This is a genomic window from Actinacidiphila polyblastidii (genome assembly GCF_036353415.1).
Lineage (GTDB): Bacteria > Actinomycetota > Actinomycetes > Streptomycetales > Streptomycetaceae > Actinacidiphila > Actinacidiphila polyblastidii.
Genome location: NZ_JAZEWV010000001.1, coordinates 25,108 through 46,948, shown reverse-complemented (window position 1 = coordinate 46,948; position 21,841 = coordinate 25,108). Strand labels below are relative to the sequence as shown.

12 protein-coding genes are annotated in these 21,841 nt (G+C 74.8%); 5 read left to right on the top strand and 7 right to left on the bottom strand.

The features are described 5' to 3' along the window. Positions 1–50: 50 nt before the first annotated feature. Entirely contained in the window at positions 51–3,821 is a 3,771-nt protein-coding gene (locus V2S66_RS00135) for a family 78 glycoside hydrolase catalytic domain (RefSeq protein ID WP_330792035.1), read from the bottom strand. A gap of 302 nt (positions 3,822–4,123) precedes the next feature. On the opposite strand from V2S66_RS00135, the gene V2S66_RS00130 reads away from it, so the two are divergent. After that, positions 4,124–5,746, top strand: coding sequence for a glycoside hydrolase family 71/99 protein (locus V2S66_RS00130; protein WP_330792032.1), 1,623 nt, complete (start codon positions 4,124–4,126; stop codon positions 5,744–5,746). Between the two features lie 88 nt (positions 5,747–5,834). Here V2S66_RS00130 and V2S66_RS00125 read toward each other — a convergent pair whose 3' ends face one another. Further along, entirely contained in the window at positions 5,835–7,529 is a 1,695-nt protein-coding gene (locus tag V2S66_RS00125) for a glycoside hydrolase family protein (protein ID WP_330792030.1), read from the bottom strand. A gap of 122 nt (positions 7,530–7,651) precedes the next feature. Then, the gene (locus tag V2S66_RS00120; RefSeq protein WP_330792028.1) at positions 7,652–10,912 is read right to left on the bottom strand and encodes a family 78 glycoside hydrolase catalytic domain; all 3,261 of its coding nucleotides are present in this window, start codon (positions 10,910–10,912) and stop codon (positions 7,652–7,654) included. Between the two features lie 356 nt (positions 10,913–11,268). Here V2S66_RS00120 and V2S66_RS00115 point away from each other — a divergent pair, with 356 nt between their 5' ends. Continuing rightward, on the top strand, positions 11,269–11,988 hold the full coding sequence (locus V2S66_RS00115; RefSeq protein WP_330792026.1) for an alpha/beta hydrolase: 720 nt from the start codon (positions 11,269–11,271) through the stop codon (positions 11,986–11,988). Between the two features lie 112 nt (positions 11,989–12,100). Here V2S66_RS00115 and V2S66_RS00110 read toward each other — a convergent pair whose 3' ends face one another. Both V2S66_RS00110 and V2S66_RS00105 read right to left on the bottom strand, forming a co-directional pair. Further along, positions 12,101–12,838, bottom strand: coding sequence for a dienelactone hydrolase family protein (locus V2S66_RS00110; RefSeq protein ID WP_330792024.1), 738 nt, complete (start codon positions 12,836–12,838; stop codon positions 12,101–12,103). 150 nt (positions 12,839–12,988) lie between these two features. Next, on the bottom strand, positions 12,989–14,965 hold the full coding sequence (locus V2S66_RS00105) for a potassium transporter Kup (protein WP_330792022.1): 1,977 nt from the start codon (positions 14,963–14,965) through the stop codon (positions 12,989–12,991). A gap of 411 nt (positions 14,966–15,376) precedes the next feature. Here V2S66_RS00105 and V2S66_RS00100 point away from each other — a divergent pair, with 411 nt between their 5' ends. From V2S66_RS00100 to V2S66_RS00090, 3 genes are all read left to right on the top strand, one after another. Continuing rightward, positions 15,377–16,114, top strand: a complete 738-nt coding sequence (locus tag V2S66_RS00100) for an SDR family oxidoreductase (RefSeq protein ID WP_330792020.1) — start codon at positions 15,377–15,379, stop codon at positions 16,112–16,114. Between the two features lie 191 nt (positions 16,115–16,305). After that, the gene (locus V2S66_RS00095) at positions 16,306–17,730 is read left to right on the top strand and encodes a cytochrome ubiquinol oxidase subunit I (RefSeq protein WP_330792018.1); all 1,425 of its coding nucleotides are present in this window, start codon (positions 16,306–16,308) and stop codon (positions 17,728–17,730) included. Then, positions 17,730–18,749, top strand: a complete 1,020-nt coding sequence (locus tag V2S66_RS00090) for a cytochrome d ubiquinol oxidase subunit II (protein ID WP_330792017.1) — start codon at positions 17,730–17,732, stop codon at positions 18,747–18,749. The genes V2S66_RS00095 and V2S66_RS00090 overlap by 1 nt, the downstream gene beginning before the upstream one ends. 78 nt (positions 18,750–18,827) lie before the next feature. Here the strand turns inward: V2S66_RS00090 and V2S66_RS00085 are convergent, their stop codons facing one another. Next, positions 18,828–20,354 carry a hypothetical protein gene (locus V2S66_RS00085; protein WP_330792015.1) on the bottom strand — a complete coding sequence of 509 codons (1,527 nt, stop codon included), beginning with the start codon at positions 20,352–20,354 and terminating at the stop codon, positions 18,828–18,830. Between the two features lie 399 nt (positions 20,355–20,753). Next, a complete protein-coding gene (locus V2S66_RS00080; protein ID WP_330792013.1) occupies positions 20,754–21,266 on the bottom strand; it encodes a hypothetical protein in 513 nt (170 codons plus the stop codon). Positions 21,267–21,841: the final 575 nt, after the last annotated feature.

Genomic DNA, 21,841 nt, shown 5'->3' with positions numbered 1-21,841 from the left:
CGACCGCCCCGGTGAGGCGCGGGGCGCCGGCCGGCGGTGCGGGTGCCGGGTCACCAGGTGCGCGGGCCGCTGGTCCAGCCGATCCTGGCCACCCGGAAGTCCAGCGGGCTGACGCCGCCGTCGAGGGGGGTCAGCGGGCCGCGGGCGGGATCGGGCGTGTCGAGCCAGCGCGCGCCGACCGCGACTTCGACGATCTCGCCGCGGGAGGCCAGTCCTGACAGGTCGACGCACACCCGGTTCCAGCAGGCGGGCAGCGGCCGCTCGGTGCCCTCCGCGGTGGTGCCGTCCGCCGCGGTCAGCCGCAGCACCGGCACGACCGTGCGGCCGCCGGGCCCCGGGGCGCACAGGTCGAAGTCGGCGAAGGCGAAGGCCGCCTCGCGCAGGTCCGCGCCGTCGGGGAGCGCCAGCCGCACCCAGCGGGTGGTGTCCGGTGCCAGGTCGGGTCCTGAGACCTCGATGATCGGTCCGGGGATGGGCGCGTGGAACACCGGCGAGCAGACGAAGGTGCCGTCGACGACGGTGAGCCGGGTGCCGGCTCCGGCGGTCCAGCCGTCGGCGGGGACGCCGTCGGAGAGCCACTGTCCTGCGCGTCCCGCGCGCACGGTTCGGCCGGCGAGCCGCCTGCCGCCGCCGTCGCGCAGCTCGACCCGCGCGGTGCTGCCCGGCGCGGCGCCGGCGGGGGCGCCGATCTCCAGCCGGTCGCCGTCCAGGACGGCGCTCCAACCCGGGTCGATCCGCGCCGTGACGTCCCCGGCGCCGCCCGGCAGCAGCACGGCCGTACGAGCGGTCCCGCCGACCGGTACGTCGGAGACGCAGGCGACCGCCGGCGCGGCGGCGGACGCGGGCACACCGGCGGCGGCCAGCCGGTAGCGGCCGGCGGGCAGCTCCACGGCGTCCCCGGCGACGACGGCGTGCTCGTGCTCCGCGGCGGGGACGCCGTCCACGGTGAGGCACTGCGCGCCGACGCCGGGCAGCGACAGCTCGGCGGTGGCGCCGACCGGCACCTCCAGGTCCGCGGTGAGCGTCCCGGCGTCGTAGCGCCAGCCGAAGTCGATCCGGCCGCGCACGGTGTCCACCGAGCCGCGGGCCCGGCCGACCGGTCCCAGCAGCCGCGGGGCCACCGCGAAGCGCCGGTAGCCGGCGGTCAGCGGGCGCAGGCCCGCCACGTGGGTCCAGGCCCACGCGGCGAAGGGCGCGCCCAGGCCGATGTGGTCCAGCGACGCCACTCCGGCGTTGTCGTCGTCGATCCACCAGGTCTCCCAGAACGTGCCGGGGCCGTCGGCGAGCATCGCGCCGATGCCGGGCTGGGCGGGCTGGTGGACCGCGGCGAGCAGCGCGGTGCCGCCGTCGTCGGCGGCGAGTGACCGCACCACCGCCTGGGTGGCCGAGAAGCCTGTGGCCACACGGTCGCCGCGGGCGGCGACGTCGGCGCGCAGATGGGCGCGCAGCGCCTCGCTCTCGGCGCCGTCCCGTGCCAGTCCGCTGGTCAGGGCGAGGGCGGCGGATCCCTGGCCGGCGTCGGCCCAGTCGCCGGTGACCGGGTCGTGCAGAACCGCCCTGGCGGAGTCGCCGAGCGCGTCGGCCTGCCGGGCGCGGCGCGTGGCCTGCCCGGGATCGCCGGCCGCGGTCTCCAGTTCGGCCAGGGCGCGCAGCGACCGCAGGACGGCCGCGGTCTGCAGCATCACCGGCGGGGTGCGCTCGGGGGCCAGCCAGTCGGCGCCGAAGCTGATGTCGGCGTGGCGCACCACGCCGCCGCTCAGGGTGGCCAGCTGCCAGTCGCACCAGCGGCGCATGGCGGGCAGCAGACGCGCGACGAAGTCCTCGTCGCCGACGTGCCGCCAGTGCTGGAGCGGGATCTCGGTCATCGCCGCGCCCCACACCGGGTCCGCTGGCTGGACCATGGCGCCGAGCAGGTGCGGGGCGACGCCGAGGACCCCGCCGTCGGGCCGCTGGTCGGCGGCGACGTCGTCCAGCCAGTGCCGGTAGACGCCGGCCATGCCGAGGTGCGCGAGAGCCGCCTCGGCCGACACCGACGCGTCGCCGGTCCAGCCGGCCGCCTCCCGGGTCGGGCAGTCCTCGGGGTGGGCGTGGGTGTTGTTCAGCTGGGTGCGGGCCGCCATGTCCACCAGGCGGTCGAGCAGCGGGTCGTCGCTGGTGAACCGGCCGGTGACGGGCGCGTCGGAGTGCAGGACCCGTCCGGTGACCTCGAGTCGCGCGCCGGCCGGCAGGCCGTGCACCTCGACGTAGCGGAAGCCGTGCACGGCGAACCAGGCCTCGGCGGTGTCGCTGCCGCCGGCGCAGGTCCAGGCGAGGACCTGGCGCTCGCGCTCCCGGTCGTGCGGCAGCCGGATGTTCAGGGTGTCGACGTGCCCGGCGGCGTTCAGCTTCTCGCCGTGCACGATCTCCAGCCGGGTGCCGGGGGCGGCGCCGCGGACCTCGACCCGGCTGCGGCCGGCGATGTTGCGGCCCAGGTCGAAGACGTACGCGCCGGGCGTCGGCAGCCGGGTCGCCGGGATCTCCTCGACGACGGTCACCGGCGGTCCCGCGTCGGGGACCACGGTCCGCGGCGGGTCCTCCGCCGCGGCGGCCGGTTCCCACAGCGGGGAGTCGAACCCGGCACGGGTCCATCCGTCGCCGGTGCGGGCGTCGTGCTCCTCCAGGTAGAAGGTGTCCTCGCGGACCACGGACGTCGGGCCCCGCCGCCAGCCGGGCCCGGTGGCCACCCGTACGGTGCTGCCGTCCCTCATCTCCACCAGGAGTTCGGCCAGCAGCCGGGGCCGGGAGAGCACTTCGCGGTAGTGGCCGATGCCGGTGGCGACGGCCAGGGCGTGCCGGGGGGCGTCCGCGAGCAGTGCGGTGACGTCGTAGCCGCGGGCGGCGGCGCGGGTCAGCGAGGTGCGGGACGGATCGCTGGCGTCGGCGTTGACCGGGCGGCCGTCGAGGTGGGCGCGCAGCAGGCCGTGGCCGGTCAGGTGCAGCCGGGCGCGGAGCACCTCGCGGGGGTCGAGGTCGAACTCGGTGCGGACTCCTCCGCCGGCCGGCCCCTCGATCCACCGGGCCGTCCAGTCGTCGGCGGTCAGCGGGCCGGTGACCAGGGCGGCCGGGCGGGACCAGGGGGACTCCTGGCCGTGCTCGTCCCAGACGCGGACCTGCCAGCGCACGGTGGAGTGGGCCGCCGGACGCGGACCGTCCCAGCGCACGTGGGCGGTGCGGTCGGACTCGATCCGGCCGGAGTCCCAGAGCGGGGCGGGCCCGCCGGGGGTGTCCGCGAGGGCCGCCGGCTCCGCCGCGTCGCGGTCGTGGCAGGCGACGACGCGGTAGGCGCTCTGCCGCTGCCCCTGGCGGACCAGCGGAACCGTCCACGACAGCCGCGGGCGGTCGGAGCCGGCCACCGGCAGTGCGCGGGACCGGTCGGAGGCGGCGCCGGGGTCGCAGTCGGCGGCGCGGTGGTCCTCGACGCGCAGGTCGACGGGGGCCGGACAACCGGCGGCGGCCAGCTGTCCGTTCAGGTCGAAGACCGGCTCCAGCAGGGTCCACGCCCGGTCGGGGGCGGCACCGTCCAGATCGACGAAGAGGTCGCTCATCTCCTGCTGCCAGGCCGAGTTGACCTCGGTGGCGGCGACCGCCGCCTGGGCGGCGGCCAGGTCGTCGGCCTCGACGAAGCCGACCAGCAGGCCGTCCTCGCCGAGGAAGAGGCTGTAGTCACGCCAGCCGGACTCCGCGAGCGCGCGCAGCAGTTCAGGCCACACCGCCCGGTGCCGGGCACGGTAGAGGTCGATCCGGTCGGGACGGATCCGACCTTGCAGGCAATAGCGCGGCATGCGGGTTTACTCCTGTTCGACTGAAAGCATTCACCATCATGCGAGCTTCCCCGGACGCACGTCAACCATGGCCAGGGCCTGTTGTGGACGGATCGGCCTACGGGGTTCGGGCGCGGTTCCCGCAGGAGGAGGCGCGCGGGCCGGCATATCGCGGGGGGCGAATCGGCGCAGATGCCTTGACGGCCGACGGGAGCTGCGTCAGGGTTCGCAACGGCGCAAATGAATCGTTCTAGTGAGACGGACGGACGCGGTCGGCCCGGTCGGCCGCCCTCCTCCGTCCGCGCGCACCCTTCGGAGATCCCATGTCTGAAGAAGTACCCCAGCCGTCCGGCATGCCGCGGCGCAGGCTGCTCATGAGCGGGACGGCGACGGCTCTCGCAGCCGGCGCCGTCACCCTCGGCACCGGCGCCGCAACCGCCTCGGCCCAGTCGCCGACCGCCGCCGCCGCGCCGTCCCTGCGGGACGGTACCCGCCTGACCGGTCCTGCCGCCCGCGGCCGCGGCTCGGCCGGCGGCCGCCGCGGCCGGACCCGCTTCGGTATCGGCTACGAGACCTGGTACGGCGAGAAGAACATCAACCAGTTCGGCACCACGGAGGCCGAACCGCTGCTGGGCAGGTACGACTCCAGCGACCCCAAGGTCATCAAGCAGCACGCCCAGTGGATCCTGTGGGCCGGCTACGACTTCATCCTGCTGGACTGGTCCAACAACCTCGGCGGCAACTGGGACAGCGGCACCGCCGAGAAGATCATGGCGGGCACCGACGCGGTGCTCGACGTCTACGCCGGGCTGAAGAAGCGCCCCCAGGTCGCCCTGCTGCTCGGTCTGGACAACGGCACGGCCGGGGAGAGCGCGAACTGGAAGGCGCAGATCGACCGGATCAAGACGAGGTACCTGGCCGACCCGAAGCTGCGTCCGCTGTTCCTGGAGTACGACGGCAAGCCGCTGCTGAACGTCTACACCGGCGCCCGCTGGACCGAGCCGCCCACCTGGGACGACCCCGACTTCACGGTGCGCTACATGGGCGCCTTCCGGGAGATCGTGCTGAACCCGGGCGGCGCCTGGTCGTGGATCGACCGCGCCCCGTACGCCAACGGCGAGTCGACGCCGGTGAGCGACTTCTCCCACGGCCTCCAGGGCTGGACAGCCGACCCGGCGTGGAAGGTCGCCACGATGTCGGTGAACGCCGCCTACCCCGGCGTGCCGGACATCCAGTTCGTCTCCACCCGGCCCGCCGAGGGCGCCGCGCAGCAGACCGGCACCCTCACCAGCGACCCGTTCGTCCTCACCCAGGACGTCGTGTCGTTCAACGCGATCGGCACGGACCCCGCCGCCCACATCACGGCGGCGACCCCCGATCCCGGCGGCCGCAACCTGTACTACCTCAAGGACGCCGCGACCGGGGAGGTGCTGCGCTGGGCCGAACCGCCCGGCACCGACACCTACTTCATGGTGCGGCAGTGGAACGTCGTCGAACTCAAGGGCCGCAAGGTCGTCTTCGAGGTCGTCAGCAACCGCACCGAGGGCCCGCCGGTCGGCTGGATCGGCTTCTTCGGCCTCCAGCAGCAGCGCGCCGAGATGGTGACCGCGGCCGCCTCGCTCGGCGGCAACGAGTACTACGGCTCCTACGGCAACTGGGACGCGCAGAACCGGATGTCCGGCGCCACGCTGATCCGCCAGGTGCAGGGCGTCTACGACTACGAGCCGGAGCTGGCCCTGGTCCAGCAGTGGAACGAGTTCGGCGCGCCCGACCAGTTCAGCGTGGCGGGCAGCAACGACATCGAGCCGACGAAGGTCACCCGGCTCGACGGCCCGAACTCCGACGGCTGGGGCTTCTACTACCTCAACCTGGCCAGGGAGCTGATCGACCAGTACCGCGCCGGGCGCACCACCCCGCAGGTGCTGCTGGACTCCCGCTACCCCTGAGCGGGCGCCACGGGGCCGGCGCGGCGGGGGTTTCGCGCCCCGCCGCGCCGGCCCACCGGGCTGTCCTCAAGGGCCGGGCGCGGTCGCCTCAGGTGTCGAACAGCACGCGTGAGCGGTGGCCGGCCGCGGCCTGCCCGGTACCGTCGAAGACGTCCCGCACCGGCGCCAGTTCCACGTCGCCGCACCGGTAGCGGGCCCGGCCGGGGTGCACGGGCTCGAGCTCGGCGGGGAGCGCCGGGCCGGCGTCGGCGCCTGCGCCCGCGCCGGGCAGGGCGCCGAGCAGCAGCGAACCGTGCCGCAGGGCCGCGGCCCTGCCGTCGTCGGACTCCTGGGTCGCGCGCGTGCGCACGGGGAACTCCACCGTGTAGCGGTCGCCGGCGGCGGGCGCGGCCAGCAGCACCCCGGGGGCCTCGACCACGGCGCCGCGCCCGCCGGCGGTCGTGCGGGTCGCGGCCGGGTCGGCCCAGGACGGCAGCGGGAAGACGAACCGGACCCGGCCCGCCACCGAGGAGCGCAGCACCTCCAGCTCCGTCCTGCCGGTGACCGGCCAGCCGGTGCGCTGGCGCAGCACCAGCCGGCCGCCGGGCAGGTCGAGGCGCGTGGTGCCGTCCCTGGGCAGGTCGACGCTCACCGTGTCGGGGCGGGCGTTGAGGCCGGAGCCGGCGTCGGGCTCGGCGTCGGGGCCGCCGGGCAGCACCCGGTAGCCGCGTTCGCGGACCTCGGCCAGGGCGACGGCGCCCCGCATCGAGCAGCACCAGGCGGCGTCCATGTGGACGTTGGAGAGCCAGGGCCGGCCCGGCCCCGTGACGGTGTCCAGCCCGAACCCGCCGTGCGGCTTCTGCGCGTGGCCGAGCCCGTTGTGCTCGATGGCATGCGCGTCGTCCAGGTAGCGGACCTCGCCGGTGGTGCGCCACAGGCCGAGCGCGAGGATCAGCGAGTCGGTGACGGCGCAGGGCTCGGTCCAGGAGTCGGCGCGGCCGAACCAGTTCCAGGTGGCCGCGTTGGCGGTCCTGCCGTACGCCGCGTACAGGTCGTAGAGCCTGCGGGCGGTGGCCAGCGCGCCGCGCGAGCCGGTCAGTTCGTGGAAGTCGTGCAGGCAGCGCGCCGCGGTGAGGGTGGCGTGCAGCTGGGCCCTGGCGGCGACCAGGTCGTCGCGGTCGACCAGCCGCGCCAGTGCCTCGACCGCGTCGGCCGACGCGCGGTCGCCCGTCGCGGCGTAGGCGGTGACGAGCCCCTCCAGGGCGATGAAGACGCAGTAGGTGTCGGAGGACAGCCGCCACCCGCCGCCCTCGGCGACGAGGCTGCCGGAGGCGCCGCCGCCGCTGTCGTCGCCGGGCCGCCGGCGCGGGTAGGCGGGCAGCCGGGCCGCGGCGGGCAGGAAGAGCCCTTCGACCATGCCCAGGGCCAGCTCGCGGGAGCGCTCCTCGCCGGTGAGCCGGTGGTGGGCGAGCAGGCCGGAGACCAGCCAGCCGTGCCCGGCCAGCTGCTGCTCGTCGACGGCGCCGCGGTGCGCGGTGCCCAGGTACCCGGCCGCGTTCAGGCGGCCCGGCAGCGCGTCCACCAGGGTGCCCAGCTGCCGGGGTTCTCCGCCGGTGACGGCGGCGAGCCTGCTCAGCCCCAGGATCAGCCGCCCCGGCAGGTCACCGGGCCACTCGCCGGTCACACCGTCGTCCAGCACCGGGGCCACGTCGTAGTCGGACGCCTGCAGCCTGCGCCAGGACGCCGCGAGCCGCGGGTCGCCGGCGTCGTCGGGAAGGGGGGAGGCGGCTGGGCGGGGCGGCACGGCACCACTCCTTTCGGGTCGGGACGTCGAGGGCGACGCCGGATCGGATACCGGGCGCCGGATCAGGACCGGACGGCCGCTGGGACCGGGCGGGCACCGCGGGCGGCAGCGGCGCTCCGGCGTCAGGACAGAGCGAAGCGGTAGTGGCCGGAGCCGGTCTCGGCCGCGGCGGCGCAGCCGGGCGGCGGTTCGAGGACGCGTACGCCGTCGGCGAGCCGGGCGGGACCGCCGGATTCGGTCAGCTCGCCCTGCGCGCCCGGCAGTTCGGGGATGCGGATCTCGGCGGTGACGCCCGGCGGGACCGTCACGTCGAGGGCGAAGGCGCGCCCCTCGCGCCGCCAGCCGACGGCGATCGTGCCGTGGTCGGTCCGCAGCGCGGTGCGGGCCGAGGTGACCTCGTCCGGCGGGCGGGGGGCGACCAGCACCCTGCGGTAGCCGGGGGAGGCCGGGGCGAGGCCGCCCACGGTGCGGTGGATCCAGTCGCCGACGGCGCCGTAGGCGTAGTGGTTGAACGAGGTCATCGAGGCGTCGGCGAACCCGGTGGAGTCCGACCAGGAGTTCCAGCGCTCCCAGATCGTGGTGGCGCCGGTGCTCACCGGGTAGAGCCACGAAGGGTAGCTGTCCTGGAGCAGCAGCCGGTGGGCGGCGCCGATCCGGCCGGCGTCGGTGAGGGCGTCCAGCAGCCACGGGGTGCCGAGGAAGCCGGTGGTCAGGTGGTGGCCGCGGGAGGCGATCTCGTCGGCGAGCCGGTCGGCGGCGGCCGGGACCTCGGCCGGGTCGAGCAACCCGATGTGCAGCGCCAGGACGTACGCGGTCTGCGTGCCGGGGCGCAGCACCCCGCCACCGCCCACCCACCGCTCGCGGAAGGCCGCGCGCACCTGACGGTAGGTCAGCGACCAGTCCGCCTCCAGGTCGGCGCGGCCCACGGCGGCCGCCAGCCGGGCGGCGGTGCGGGCGGCGTGCGCGAAGTACGCGGTGGCCACCAGGTCGGCCGGGGTGTCGGTGAGGGCCAGCCAGTCGCCGAAGCCGTGCGCCGGGCGCAGCCCGTGCTCGCTGTGCGCCGCGAGGTGGTCGAGCCAGGCGGCGACGGAGTCGAGCGACTCCTCGACGATCCGCCGGTCGCCGTAGGCGGTGAGCAGGGCGGCGGGCACCGTCACCGCCGCGTCGCCCCAACCGGCGGCGCCGCCGGTGCCGGCCGGGTCGCCGCCGGGCACGGCCCGCCGGAACATGTCGGGGACGGTGTGCGGGACGGCCCCGTCGGGGTGCTGGGCGCCGCGCAGTTCGCGCAGCCAGCCGCGCAGGAAGCCGCGGATGTCATGGTGGAAGGCGGCGGTCGGGGCGAAGACCTGGATGTCGCCGGTCCAGCCCATCCGCTCGTCGCGCTGCGGGCAGTCGGTCGGCACGGACAGGAAGTTGCCGCGCAGCGACCGGCCGATGTTGCCGTGCAGGGCGTTCAGTCCGTCGTGCGAGCAGCTGAAGGCGCCGGTGGCCGGCATGTCCGCCCACAGGGCGACGGCGGTGGCCGACCGCACCTCGGGGACGCTGCCGCCGGCGGCCGGCGGCAGCGGGGTGATCTCGCAGTGCTGGAAGCCGTGGGTGGTGAAGCGCGGCTCCCAGGTCTCGCCGGCGGGGTCGCCGCGCAGGACGTACTCGTCGGTGGCGCGGGCAGTCCGCAGGTTCTCGGTGTACGGCTCGCCGTCGTGCCGCAGGGCCTCGGCGTGCCGGAGCAGGACACGGGCGCCGGCCGGACCGCGCACCTCGATCCGTACCCGTCCGGCCAGGTTCTCCCCGAAGTCGGCGAGCAGGCGGCCGCCGGGCAGCTCGCGGAGGCCGGCCGCCGGCAGCTCCCGCTGGGCGCGGACCGGGGGGGCGAGGGCCGCGACGACTTCCAGGCCGGGCGGCACGGGGGCCGCGACGGCCGCCTGCCCGCCGGCGGGGGCGCCTCCTGCGGTGTCCCAGCCCGGCTGTTCCCCGCGGGCGTCGTACACCTCGCCGTTCTGCAGGTCGGCGTAGCGGACCGGCCCCGACACGGCCTGCCACCGGCCGTCGGCGCCCGTGCCGAGCGTGCTGCTGGTGCCGTCCGGGTGGTCCACGACCAGCAGGGCGGCCAGCGCGCGGACCGCGCCGTAGTGCTGGGACCCGAAGATGCAGAGGTTGCCGGTGTACCAGCCGTCGGCGAGCACGGCCGCCAGCGCGTTGGGGCCGGGCCGCAGCAGGCCGGTCACGTCGTGGGCGCGGTAGGTGACGCGGTGGTCGTAGTCCGTCCAGCCGGGCGCCAGTTCCTCCGTGCCGACCCGCTCGCCGTTGAGGCGCAGCTCGTGGACGCCCAGCGAGGCGGCGTACAGCCTGCCCCGCACGGCGCGGGCGGGCAGGTCGAACTCCCGGCGCAGCATCGGACTCGGCCGGTACGTCACGGGCGCGCGGCCGTGCGGTGCGTCGCCGTTGCGGCCCGCGGAGACGGCGCGCGGCCAGCGGGCGTCGTCCGCGTCGTCCAGCGCGGGGTCGTCCCAGCGGCCGGTCTCCGGGTCGTCGCCCTCGCACACCCGGGCACGCCAGGAGTCGTCGGTGGCGGCCGCGTGCGGCACGGGCGGGCCGGGACGCGACCGCGGGGCGCCGTCGGTGAGGGCGGCGAGGAGGTACGGTCCGTCCCCGTCCGGGGCGGACACCCGGACCGCCAGCACGTGCCGGCCGTCGACCGGCGCCGCCAGGGCGGCGGCCAGCGCGTCCGAGGGCGCTCCGTCGCCGGGCACGGCGAAGCCGTTGAGCACGGCCTCCACCGGCCCCGACGCGTCGATGAGCAGCCGGGCGGCGGCGGGCACGGCGCCGGACCGGGCCGGGAAGCGGTGCCTGAAGACCGTGCGGTTCCCGTGCGCCGCGGCGCGGATGCGGTGGATGTCGTGCTCGCCGTCGCGGGTGTCGAGGTCGGGCAGCGCGGCGCGTTCTGCTTCACCGGGAGCGGTGATCCAGTCGGCGGCGAAGGCGGCGCCCGCGGCCGGGGCGCCCGGCGCGAGGCCGGTCTCGAACGCCGCCGGGTCGCTCCAGCCGGAGCGTGCGCCGTGCTCGTCGGCGACACGGACCCGCCAGACGTACCGGGTCCTTCGCGCCAGGTCCGGCCCGCCGTAGGCGATGTCCGCCGTCTCCGCGCCGGCCCGCCACCCGCTGTCCCACAGCGCTTCCGCGCCGGGCTCCACCGGGTCGCGCTCCGCGCCGACGACGACGCGGTAGGCGCTCTGCGCGCGGCCGCGGCCCTCGCCCTCCACCCGCCAGCCGAGCAGCGGACGGCCTTCGTCCAGACCGACCGGTTCCGTGAGCCGTTCGGTGGTGAGCGCGACCGGCCGGAGCGGGCCGGGACTCGTGGGGCGGTCGGGCCGCGACGCGTTCACGGTGGTGGTTCTCCTGTGCGCAAGGTGAGTTGAAACTATTCAATCCCCATGACGGTAAGCGGGGCGCGTCCTGGGCGTCAAGGTCGGACCGCCGGGAGAAGACCTGAACCCGGTGGCGTCCTCCTCGGGCGTCGAGGGCTTGACGCGGGGCCGTGGGCGGGGAAGAGTGTTGAAAGCATTCAATCATGGCGATGCATCACACCCGCCCGCGCGGCGGCGGTCCAGGGAGGCCCTTGTGCACGGCGACGAGATCCTGCGCGGCATGGCGTTCCGCCGGGGGAGCGGGGGGAGCGTGCCATCATGCGGGCTATGACGTGGTTCGCGGATCGCCCGACCGCTCGGCACAGGAGCGCGCGATGACCCGGGACGCGGTGCGCACGATGCACATCTCGCGCCCCGCGGACACCGGCGGGCGGTCGCCGGTCGTCCTGGTGCTGCCGGGCGGGGGGTATCGCACGCACGCCCCGCACGAGTCGGAACCGGTCGCGGAGTGGCTCAACGGCCTCGGCCTGCACGCGTGCGTCCTGCGCTACAGCACCGAACCGCACGGCAGCGGCGCGCCGCTGGAGGACGCGCGGGAGGCCATGCGCGCGATCCGGGAGGGCGCCGCGGGCCCCGGCGCCGATCCGTCGCGCGTCGCGGTGCTCGGGTTCTCCGCGGGCGGCCATCTGGCCGGCCGGCTGGCGGGCGGTCCGGAGGCGCAGGGCGGCGAGCGGCCGGACCTGGCGGTGCTGTGCTATCCCGTCGTGTCCTTCGCCCACCTGCCGCACATCGGTTCGCTGGAGGCGCTGCTGGGCGAGGACAGCACCCTCGGCGCGCGGCGCGGCGCCTCGCTGGAGTACGCGGTGCATCCGGACGCGCCGCCGGTCTTCTGCTGGCACACCGCCGACGACGGGGCGGTCGACGTCGAGCACTCCCTGTGGTACGCCGGGGCGCTGCGCCGGGCCGGCGTCCCGGTGGAACTGCACGTCCTGCCGCACGGCGAGCACGGCCTCGGGCTCGCCGACGGGCAGCCGTACGTGGCCCGGTGGCGCCAGTGGTGCGGCGAGTGGTTCGCCGCCCACGGCTGGCGCTGAGCCGTCCGGGGCGCGTTCCGCCCGGCCGCACGCCTGGCGGCGCGGTGCGCCCGGCGCTGGGGGAGCCCGGCGTCGGGGGAGTCCGGCGCCCCGCGTACGGGAGCGGAGCGGCTCACCGGGCCGCGGGCACGGGCGCGCACTCGGTGAGCAGGTCGACGATGTCGCGCCAGGCGCGCCGCGCGTGCTCCGGGTGGTGGCCGATGCCGGGGAGCACGGTCTGGCCGGACGGTGTCGGCGGGTGGTGGAAGGCGTGCAGGGCGCCGCCGTAGACGACCAGGCGCCAGTCGACGCCCGCCGCCTGCATCTCGGCGGTGAACGCGTCGCGTTGCGCGACCGCCATGATCGGGTCCTCCGATCCGACGCCGGCCCACACCGGGCAGCGAATGGCCGCCGCCTCGCCCGGCCGGCCGGTGATCAGTCCGTTGACCGTCGCGATCGCGCGCAGGTCCACGCCGTCGCGCCCGAGTTCCAGCGCGACGGCGCCCCCGGTGCCGTAGCCGATGGCGGCGATCCGGCCGGGGTCCGTGCGCGGTTCCGCGCGCAGCACCGCGAGCGCCGCGTGACCGATGTCCCGCATCCGGTCGGGGTCGGCGAGCAGCGGCATGCAGCGGGCCAGCATCTGCTGGGGGTCGGCCAGATAGCGCCCCCCGTGGATGTCGAAGGCCAGCGCCACGTATCCCAGTTCGGCGAGCGCGTCGGCCCGGCGGCGCTCGACGTCGCTGAGCCCCGGCCCCTCCGGCCCGAGCAGGACCGCGGGCCGGCGGCCGGTGCCGGCCGGGAGGGCGAGATGCCCGATCATCGTCAGGCCGTCGGCCGGGTAGTGGACCGTGCGTGTCGTCACCGAGGTCATGGCATCCGAATGTAGGGATCGCCGGGCCGTGCCGGGCCGGTGTTCACCGCCGGCGCAACCGCGGCCGCGGTTGCGCCGCTCGTCCGCGCGCCGTGGGCCGGCGGCCGCGCCGAGGAACCCCTGGGGGGAGCCCGGGGACCGCCGGCCGGATCAGACCTCGATGTTGGAGCCCATGATGACGGTGCGGTCGCGCGGCAGGCCGAAGTGGTCCGCGGCGTCGGCGGTGATGTGCGAGGTGGCGACGAAGAGCCGCTTGCGCCAGGCCCGCATCGTGGGCGACTTCCCCCGCCGCAGTTCGATCTTGGACAGGAAGTAGGACGCCTCGTCGATGTCCAGCTTCCCCTCGGTGCGGGCGGGGTCGATCAGCGCGAGCGTGCCGGGCACGTCCGGCGTCTCCATGTAGCCGTACCGGGCGGTGACGTGGATGATCCCGTCGTCGGTGTAGCCGAGGTCGTCGACGACGACCCGCTCGCCGTCCGGGATGCGGGGGACCGGCTCGGTCTGGATGGAGAGGATCACCACGTGGTCGTGGCGCACGTGGTTGTGCTCGACGTTCGCCCGCATCGCCAGCGGCGTGGTGTGCTTGTCCCGGTTGAGGAAGACGGCGGTGCCCGGGACCTGGAGCACCGGTGCCTCGCGGTTCCGCAGGTCGTCGACGAACTCGCGCAGCGAGCCCTCGCGCTGCGCCCGCTGCGCGGTGACCATGTGGCGGCCGCGTTGCCAGGTGCTCATCACGGTGAAGGCGAGAATGCCGATCAGCAGCGGCAGCCACCCGCCGTGGACGAGCTTGGTCAGGTTGGCGGCCACGAGGAGCAGGTCGAACGTGAGCAGGAGGGTCCCGCCGGCGGCCAGCAGCCACACCGGTGTGCCCCATCGGCCGTGGGCGACGGAGAAGAACAGCAGCGTGGTGATGGTGATGGTGCCGGTGACCGCCATGCCGTAGGCGGACGCCAGCGCCGTGGAGCTGCGGAAGGCGAAGATCAGGGTGAGGACCGAGACCATCAGCAGCCAGTTGATGAAGGGCACGTAGATCTGGCCGATGGTGGACTCGGAGGTGTGCGCGATCCGCAGCCGCGGCAGGTAGCCGAGCTGGGCGGCCTGCGAGGCGAGCGAGTAGGCGCCGGTGATGACCGCCTGGGAGGCGATCACCGTGGCCACCGTGGCCAGCAGCACCATCGGCAGCCGCCCCCAGCCCGGCACGAGCAGGAAGAACGGGCTGCTGATGTGGTGCGGGTTGTCGAGGATCAGCGCGCCCTGGCCGAAGTAGTTCAGTATGCAGGCGGGGAAGACCAGGAAGAGCCACGCCCGGGTGATCGACCGGCGGCCGAAGTGCCCCATGTCGGCGTACAGCGCCTCGGCGCCGGTGACCGCGAGCACGACCGCGGCGAGCGCGAAGAACGCCGTGCCGAAGTGGCCGCACAGGAAACCCACCGCGTAGGTCGGGGACAGCGCCCGCAGGATGCTCGGGTGGTCGATGATGCCGCCGACGCCGCAGGCGCCGATCACCGTGAACCACAGGATCATCACCGGCCCGAACACGCGGCCCACCGCCGCGGTGCCCCGGCGCTGGACCAGGAACAGCAGCACGATGATCGCCGCCGTGATGGGCACGACGGCGTCGTTCAGCGACGGTTCGACGACCTTGAGCCCCTCGACCGCGGACAGCACCGAGATCGCCGGTGTGATCATGCTGTCGCCGAAGAACAGCGAGGCACCGAAGATCCCCAGTGCCGCGAGCACCACCACGGCCCGCCGCCCGCGCTTCGCCTTCCCCTGCCGCAGCAGGGTGATCAGCGCCATGATGCCGCCCTCGCCGTCGTTGTCGGCGCGCATCGCCAGCAGCACGTAGGTGACCGAGACGATGATGGTGACCGACCAGAACACCAGCGACAGGACGCCGTACACGTTGCGTGCGGAGACCGGGACGGGGTGCGGGTCGTCCGGGCTGAACAGGGTCTGCAGCGTGTAGAGCGGGCTGGTCCCGAGGTCACCGAAGACGACGCCCAGCGCGCCGATCACCATGCCCAGCCGCGCCGCCTCGTGCGTGCCCGGGGCCGGGCGCCGCACCTGCGGCCTCGGCGCCGCCGGACCACCGTCCGGCACCCTTCGCCGGCTGCCCTCGGCCATGACGATCCTCCTCCGCGTTCGACGTGGCCCGGATCGGCGCACCCACGCGGACGATATCCCGATTACCGCGCGCACCAGCGGATGCCGCCGGGCGCCGGGTCGACGAGGCGTCAGCGGGGCGCACCGTGCCACGGTCGGGGTAGCGGCTACCCGGTGAAGATCCAACCAACCGGGAAGTCGCCCGCGGCGTGCCCGTGTACGCGGCCGCCCGGCCACTTCCCCGACGAGGTCGGCGCACTCGACGAGGGCGCGGCCCGGATGCAGCAGCAGGACGTTGACGATCTCTCGGACGGCGCCGGCCCCGTGCTCGTACTGCCGGCCGGTCCGGCCGGTCCGGCCGGCTGTCCGTGCGGCTGACCGGACCCGCCGATTCCGCCCGCCTGCGGCTGCCGGCGTGCATACGATGCCGGCATGACGCACCCGGTTGCCCTGGTCACGAACGTGACGCAGTACGCAGGTCCGGCAGGCTCGACCGCTCTCGCCGCGGACGGGTTCCGCACGGTCTGCCACGACTACACCTTCACCGACGACGCGGTGCGCGCCGCGTTCGCCGAGGCGAACCCGGCGCTGACGCCCATAGCCGAGCAGGAGCCCGAGGCGATGCTCGCCGCCGCGCGCGTCCACGGCAGCGTCGACGTCGTCCTGAGCAACGACTGGGTGCCGCCCGCCGTGGTGGGGTCGGCGTTCGACTCCGCGGCGCCCGAGGACTTCGAGTTCGTCATGCGCGAACTGGTGTATCGCCCGTTCCGGCTCATCCAGGCCGCGATCCCGAGCATGAAGGCCAACCGGTCCGGCCGCATCATCGTGATGACCTCGGCGGTCGCGGTCCGGCCGTACGCCTCCGCGGTCCTCTACAGCGCCGCGCGCGCCGCGGCCACCGCGATGACCACCGCCGCGGCCAAGGCGCTCGGCGAGTTCGGCGTCCAGCTCAACGCGATCGGCCCCAACTGGTTCGAGAACCCGACCTACTTCCCGCCGGGGCGGTGGGAGGAGGACGCCGAACTGCGCGCGCAGGTCGCGAAGGAGGTTCCGCTCCAGCGGCTCGGGCAGCAGCACGAGATGGGCGCGCTGATCGCCTTCCTCGCCTCCGGGAAGGCCGCGCCGGTGACCGGCCAGTTCTTCGGCTTCACCGGCGGCTGGCTGCCGTAGCCGGTCGCGTCCCGACCGGCGCAATCCCGACTCCGCACCGCAATACCGGTCATAACCGATCGCGTCGCATACTGTGGACGCCTTATGGCGCTACGGGTTCGGACGAAGACGGTGTCGCGGATGAGCAGGTACGGACGGGACCGGGCGGTCCCGCTTGCGGACGCCGCGGCGGCCGAGGAGCGCTGGCCGCGGTGACCCTCTGCGCCGGCATGATCCAGGAGAGCCTGGCCGCGGCGGGCGACCCGTCCCAACTGCTCCCCGCCCGGCAGCAGATGGCGTTCACCCTGGGATTCCACATCATCCTGGTGCCGTTCGGCGTCGCCCTGACCACGCTGATGCTGGTGGCGAACTACCGCGGGCTGCGGCACGGCGACGCGGAGGCGATGCTGCTGGCCCGGCGCTGGTCGAAGGTGGCGGCGGTGCTGTTCGCGGTCGGGGCGATCACCGGCACTGTGCTCTCCTTCGAACTCGGCATCCTGTGGCCGGGCCTGATGGGCCGTTACGGCGCGGCGTTCGGCTTCCCCTTCGCCATCGAGGGCCTGTTCTTCTTCCTTGAGGCGATCTTCGTGTCGATCTACATCTACGGATGGCGGCGCCTGCGGCCCTGGCCGCACTTCTGGACGGGCGTCGTGGTCTCGCTCTCCAGCGTGGGCGGAGCCGCCGCGGTGATCGCCTCCAACAGCTGGATGAACCAGCCGGGCGGCTTCACCCTGCGCGGCGGCAGGGTCGCCACGGTCCGCCCCGCGGAGGTCTTCTTCAACGGGGCCTTCTGGTGGGAACTGGTGCACATGCTCCTCGCCGCCTACATCGTGGCCGGGTTCGTGGTCGCCGGCGTGTACGCGGCCGGCATGCTGCGCGGCCGCACCTCCTACTACCACCGCACCGGCTTCCTCATCGGCTTCGTCACCGCGGCCGTCGCCGTGCCCTTCCAGATGGTGGTCGGCGACTCGATCGCCCGGTACGTCTACGACGCCGAGTCGCCGAAGTTCTCGGCGATCGAAATGCTGCCCGCCACCGGGACCCACGTGCCGGAGACGCTCGGCGGCATCCTGCGCGACGGGAGGGTCCGCTACGGCCTGCGCATCCCGGACGGCGCGTCGCTGCTCTCCGGCTTCAGCGTCAACACCCGGGTCAAGGGCCTGGACGCGATCCCCGCTCGGTACCGGCCCTCCGACCAGGAGGTCACCACCGTCCACCTGGCCTTCGACGTCATGGTGGGCCTGTCGTCCGCACTGCTCCTGCTCGCCCTGTGGTACGCCTGGCTGCGCTGGCGCCGCAGGCCCGTCGAGCGGCAGCGGTGGTTCCTGCGCGCCTGCGTGCTCGGCGGACCGGCGGCGATCGCCTGCCTGGAGACCGGCTGGATCACCACGGAGGTCGGCCGGCAGCCGTGGATCGTGGTCGGGCACCTCCTCACCCGCGACGCGGTGGCCACCCACGGCGACCTGTGGGCCTTCTTCGCCGCCGTCCTCGCGGTCTACGCGGCCGTCGGCGTCACCGCCGGCGCCGTCCTGATCTCGATGAAGCGCCGCTGGCAGGCCGACGGTGGCGACAGCGTGAACGTGCCCTACGGTCCCCGCGGCCCCGTCCCGGAGCCCGCCGGGAAGGCGGGCGCGTGATGCCGGAACTCGTCGCCGCCTTCCTCTTCATCGGGGTCGTCGCCTACAGCCTGTTCGGCGGAGCCGACTTCGGCGCGGGCTTCTGGGACCTGACGGCGGGCGGGGCCGCCCGCGGCAGGGCGCCGCGCCACCTCGTCGACGTCTCGCTCAGCCCGATCTGGGAGGCGAACCACACCTGGCTCATCTACTGCCTGGTGATGCTGTGGTCCGGCTTCCCCGCCGCCTTCGCGGCGATCACCACCACCCTCTACTTCCCGCTGGGGATCGCGGCGCTCGGCATCGTCCTGCGCGGCGCCGGTTTCGCCTTCCGGCACGCGTCCATCAGCACAGCGCACCAGCGCTTCTTCGGGGCCGCGTTCGCGCTGTCGTCGCTGCTGACCCCCTACTGCTTCGGCTCCATCGCCGGCGGCATCGCCTCGGGCCGGGTGCCTTCGGGCGGCAACGGCGACGCGGTGACCAGCTGGCTCAACCCCACCTCGGCGCTCGGCGGCGTCCTCGCCGTCCTGGTCTGCGCCTACCTCGCGGCCGTCTACCTGTGCGTCGCGGCCGCCCGGCTGCCCGACCCCGCGCTCGAACGCTACTTCCGCGACCGGGCCCTGGCCGCCGCGCTGGTCACCGGCGCCGTCAGCATCGCGGGCATCTTCGTCCTGAGAAGTGACGCCCACCGCCTCTTCGACGAGTTGGACTACCGCGCCCTGCCGCTGGTGATCGTGGCCGCGCTGGCCGGAGCGGCGACCATCGTCCTCATGGTGCTGCGCAAGGACAGCACCGCCTGGCTGCGCGAGGGGGCGGGCGCGGCCGTCGCGCTGGTGGTGCTCGGCTGGGGCGTCGCCCAGTACCCGTACCTGCTGGGCACCCATCTCTCGATCGACGACGCGGCCGCCCCCGACGCGACGCTCTGGGTCCAGGTCGGGGTGGCTGTCGCGGCGGGGGTGCTGATCCTTCCGTCCCTGGTCGTGCTCTTCCGGCTGGCCGGCCGCGGCCGGCTCGCCGCGCCCGCCGACCAGACGTCCGGGTAGCCGGGCGCGCCCTCCGTGACCGCCCTGCGCCGCGCCGCCACCTGGCGGTGGCGGGTGGCGGCGCGGGCGGACGGGGCGTCAGGAGGCGATGACGTCGATGTAGTCGATCTTGTCGTTGCTCGACCCGCTCGCGTTGGCCAGGGTCAGCCGCCCGTCGGAGACGGTGACCTGCGCGGTGCCCTCGACCCAGTGCGCGGCGGCGGTGGGCGTACCGGACAGGACGACGGCGCCCTCGGCGGTGAGCCGGTAGGTGCTGTCGGTGAAGTCCGGGTCGCCGCTGACCACGTGGACGGTGTAGCGGCCGTTCGGCACGGCGAGCTCCCAGACGGTCGCGCTGCCGGGACGCTGCAGGTGGATCAGGGTGTTGTAGCGCGGGTCGGGGGCGCTCGCGGAGGTACGGGTGCGCGTGTTGGCGGAGTTGGCGAGGTTCCAGCCGTAGCTGAGGCCGCCGGACCTCGGGCCGTAGACGGCGCCGGTGTCGGCGGTGTACCCGGTGGGTACGGGCGCTCCGGCCGGCTCGAAGTTCACGGTGGCGCTGAAGACCGGGCTCAGCAGGAAGGCGTGCAGGCTGCCGTTGTGGAGTCCGGCGCCGACGATCTGGCCGCGGTCGTTGATGCCGTTGGCCCTCTGCAGGTTCCAGCCGGAACCGGCCGGCAGCAGGCTGTTCAGCGTGGTCAGAGCGCCGCCCGGCTGGCGCAGCCATGCGAGCGGGGCCACGCACGGCTGGCACAGCGGGTCGGCGGTGCCGACGATCTGCCCCGCGGCGTTGATCGCGGTCGCCTGGTTGTACGGGATCGCGTCGACCGTTCCCAGATCGGTCAGCACACCGTTCTGCCACAGCGCCGCGTCCTGCCCGCCGGCCGGGCCGGGCAGCGCCACGGTGCCGACCACCGTGCCGGAGACGTTGACGGCGTTCGCTCCCGCGCCTCCGCCGCCGGGCAGGTAGGGGAGCATGGTCAGGGTGCCGGCGTGCCAGGTGAACGCGGGGCTGCCGACCACCTCGTCCTGCGCGTTGACGCCGGTGGCGGCGTTGAGGCTGTCCGGCGGGCTGCCCAGCTCGGTGGGGTTGCCCGCCTGGTCGTAGAAGATCGCCAGCGGTCCGCCCTCTGAGTCGGCCGGGCGCTGGCCGCCGGCGACCCGGCCGGCCGGGTCGATGGCGTTGCCGACGCCGAGCCGGTTGGTGATCGGCCCGCCGAGGTCCTGGATCACCCCGGCCGCGCTCCATCGCACCGGGTACCCGTACCCGCCGGGCTGGCGGTCCGCCGTCCCGGCCACCTGACCCGCGTCGTTGACCGCGTTCGCCCGGCTGTTGCCGCCGCCGGCCTCGGTGCCGAGGTCCACCATGGCGCCGCCGGACCACTTGAAGGCGTGCTGGGTGCCGTTGGGCGTCACGTCGGAGTAACCGACCACCACACCCGCGTTGTTGACCGCGTCGGCGACGCTGGTGCTGCCGGTGCCGAGGGTGCCGAGATCGGTGACGGCGTACCGTGCGGCGGGAGCCGCCGCCGAGGCCGGCAAGGCGAGGGGCAGCGGTGCGAGCAGGACGATGCAGACGGCGGCGATGCGTGGCGCGAATGCGGTGGTGCGTCGGCCGGACGGGTGCATGACGAGCCTTTCAGGCGAAGGTGTGGGGTGCCCGCACGCCATGCGAGAGAGCGCTCTCCCCTTGTGGCCCCACGACGTTCGCGCCCCACTGACGGGATGTCAACCGCGCTGACGGGCTTGCCTCGGCGTGACGCTCCGCCCCGGGCGTCCCGGGGATGCTCCGCGGGCCGGCGGTTCCGGTCGCGACATCGCGCGACCGGTGGGGAGCGGCGGGGAGCGGTGGTGCTCGCGGTGAGCGGCGGATCGCCGGGCGCGCCGTGCGCACGCCAGCCAGCCAGCCGTGCCGCCGCCGGTGGGAGGGGCGAACCGCGCGTCGGTTGACCCCGTCCGCACCGGCCGGAGTTCCCGCCCCGCGTCGACGGGCCCCGGCGCGGCGCGCGTGCCGGAGCCCGGACCGGGTCAGTACGGGTTGCTGCCGACGTACTTCTGGCTCAGGGTGGTGTAGCCGGAAGAGGTGAACGTGTCGCCGTAGAGGACGAATTCGACGTTCGAGAAGTTCGCGTACGTGTCCTGGCCGGTGACCGTGTTGGTGTCGCCGTAGCAGGGCGCGGTCGGCGTGACCGTCGAGGTGTTGGGCAGCGTGATGTACTCCAGGTTGGTCTGCTGCCAGGTCGAGCCGACCCAGCCGGCGTTCACCGCGACCTGGAGGTCCGGCGTGGTGTAGCCGGACTGGCGGCACACCGTCAGGGAGTAGCGGAACGAGTCGCCGCCGTCGTCCAACTGCACCCACCCGTCCGCGCGCCCCAGTGGGGTGGTGCTGCCGGTCGGGGCGTGGTAGGTGACCTGGATGGAGACGTTGTACGTGGCCCCCCAGGCCGCCTGCGCCTGCGTGGGCGCCACCAGGAAGCCGCCCAGAACCGCGGCCGCCGCGGCCAGCGTTCCGGTGAGCCGCCGTCGTAACGGTCTCTTCATCGACATACCTCCGAGTCGTGAGTTGAAGCGGGTCTCCGAGGGTAGGCAGGTGGTCGCGCTACGTCTACGGTCTCCGTGGAAGCCGCCGCCCGCCCGCCGCGACGGGTCGTCGCGGATTCCGCTTGGCGGGGCCGCCGTCCCCCTAGGGTGGGCGAAGCGCCGTTGCGACGCCCAGGGGGACAGACGTGGAGGAACCGGCCACCTGCACCGTGGTCACGCTGGGGCCGTCCGGGGCGGGCAAGACGGTCTGCCTCGCCGCGCTGTGGCAGACGCTGAAGGTCCATCACGCCGGCCTGCTGTGCCACCTGAGCCTGGACGACGTCCGCAGGGAGAACCGCCTGGAGGAGGTCTTCCGGCAGATCGCCGCCCCGGGCCCCGACTGGCCGCCCTCGACGACGGCCGGCGACATCCCCGAGTGGGTCTTCTCCTGCAAGGTGGTCAGTCCGCCCGCCGGCGCGGCCGCCGGCCGACACCGGGCGTCGGTCCGAAGCCTCCGCCACCGACGCGCCGCCCCCGCGGCAGGAGGTCCCGGGGGTGGTGGACCGCCGCAGGGTCCAGGCGGCGATGGGCGGCGC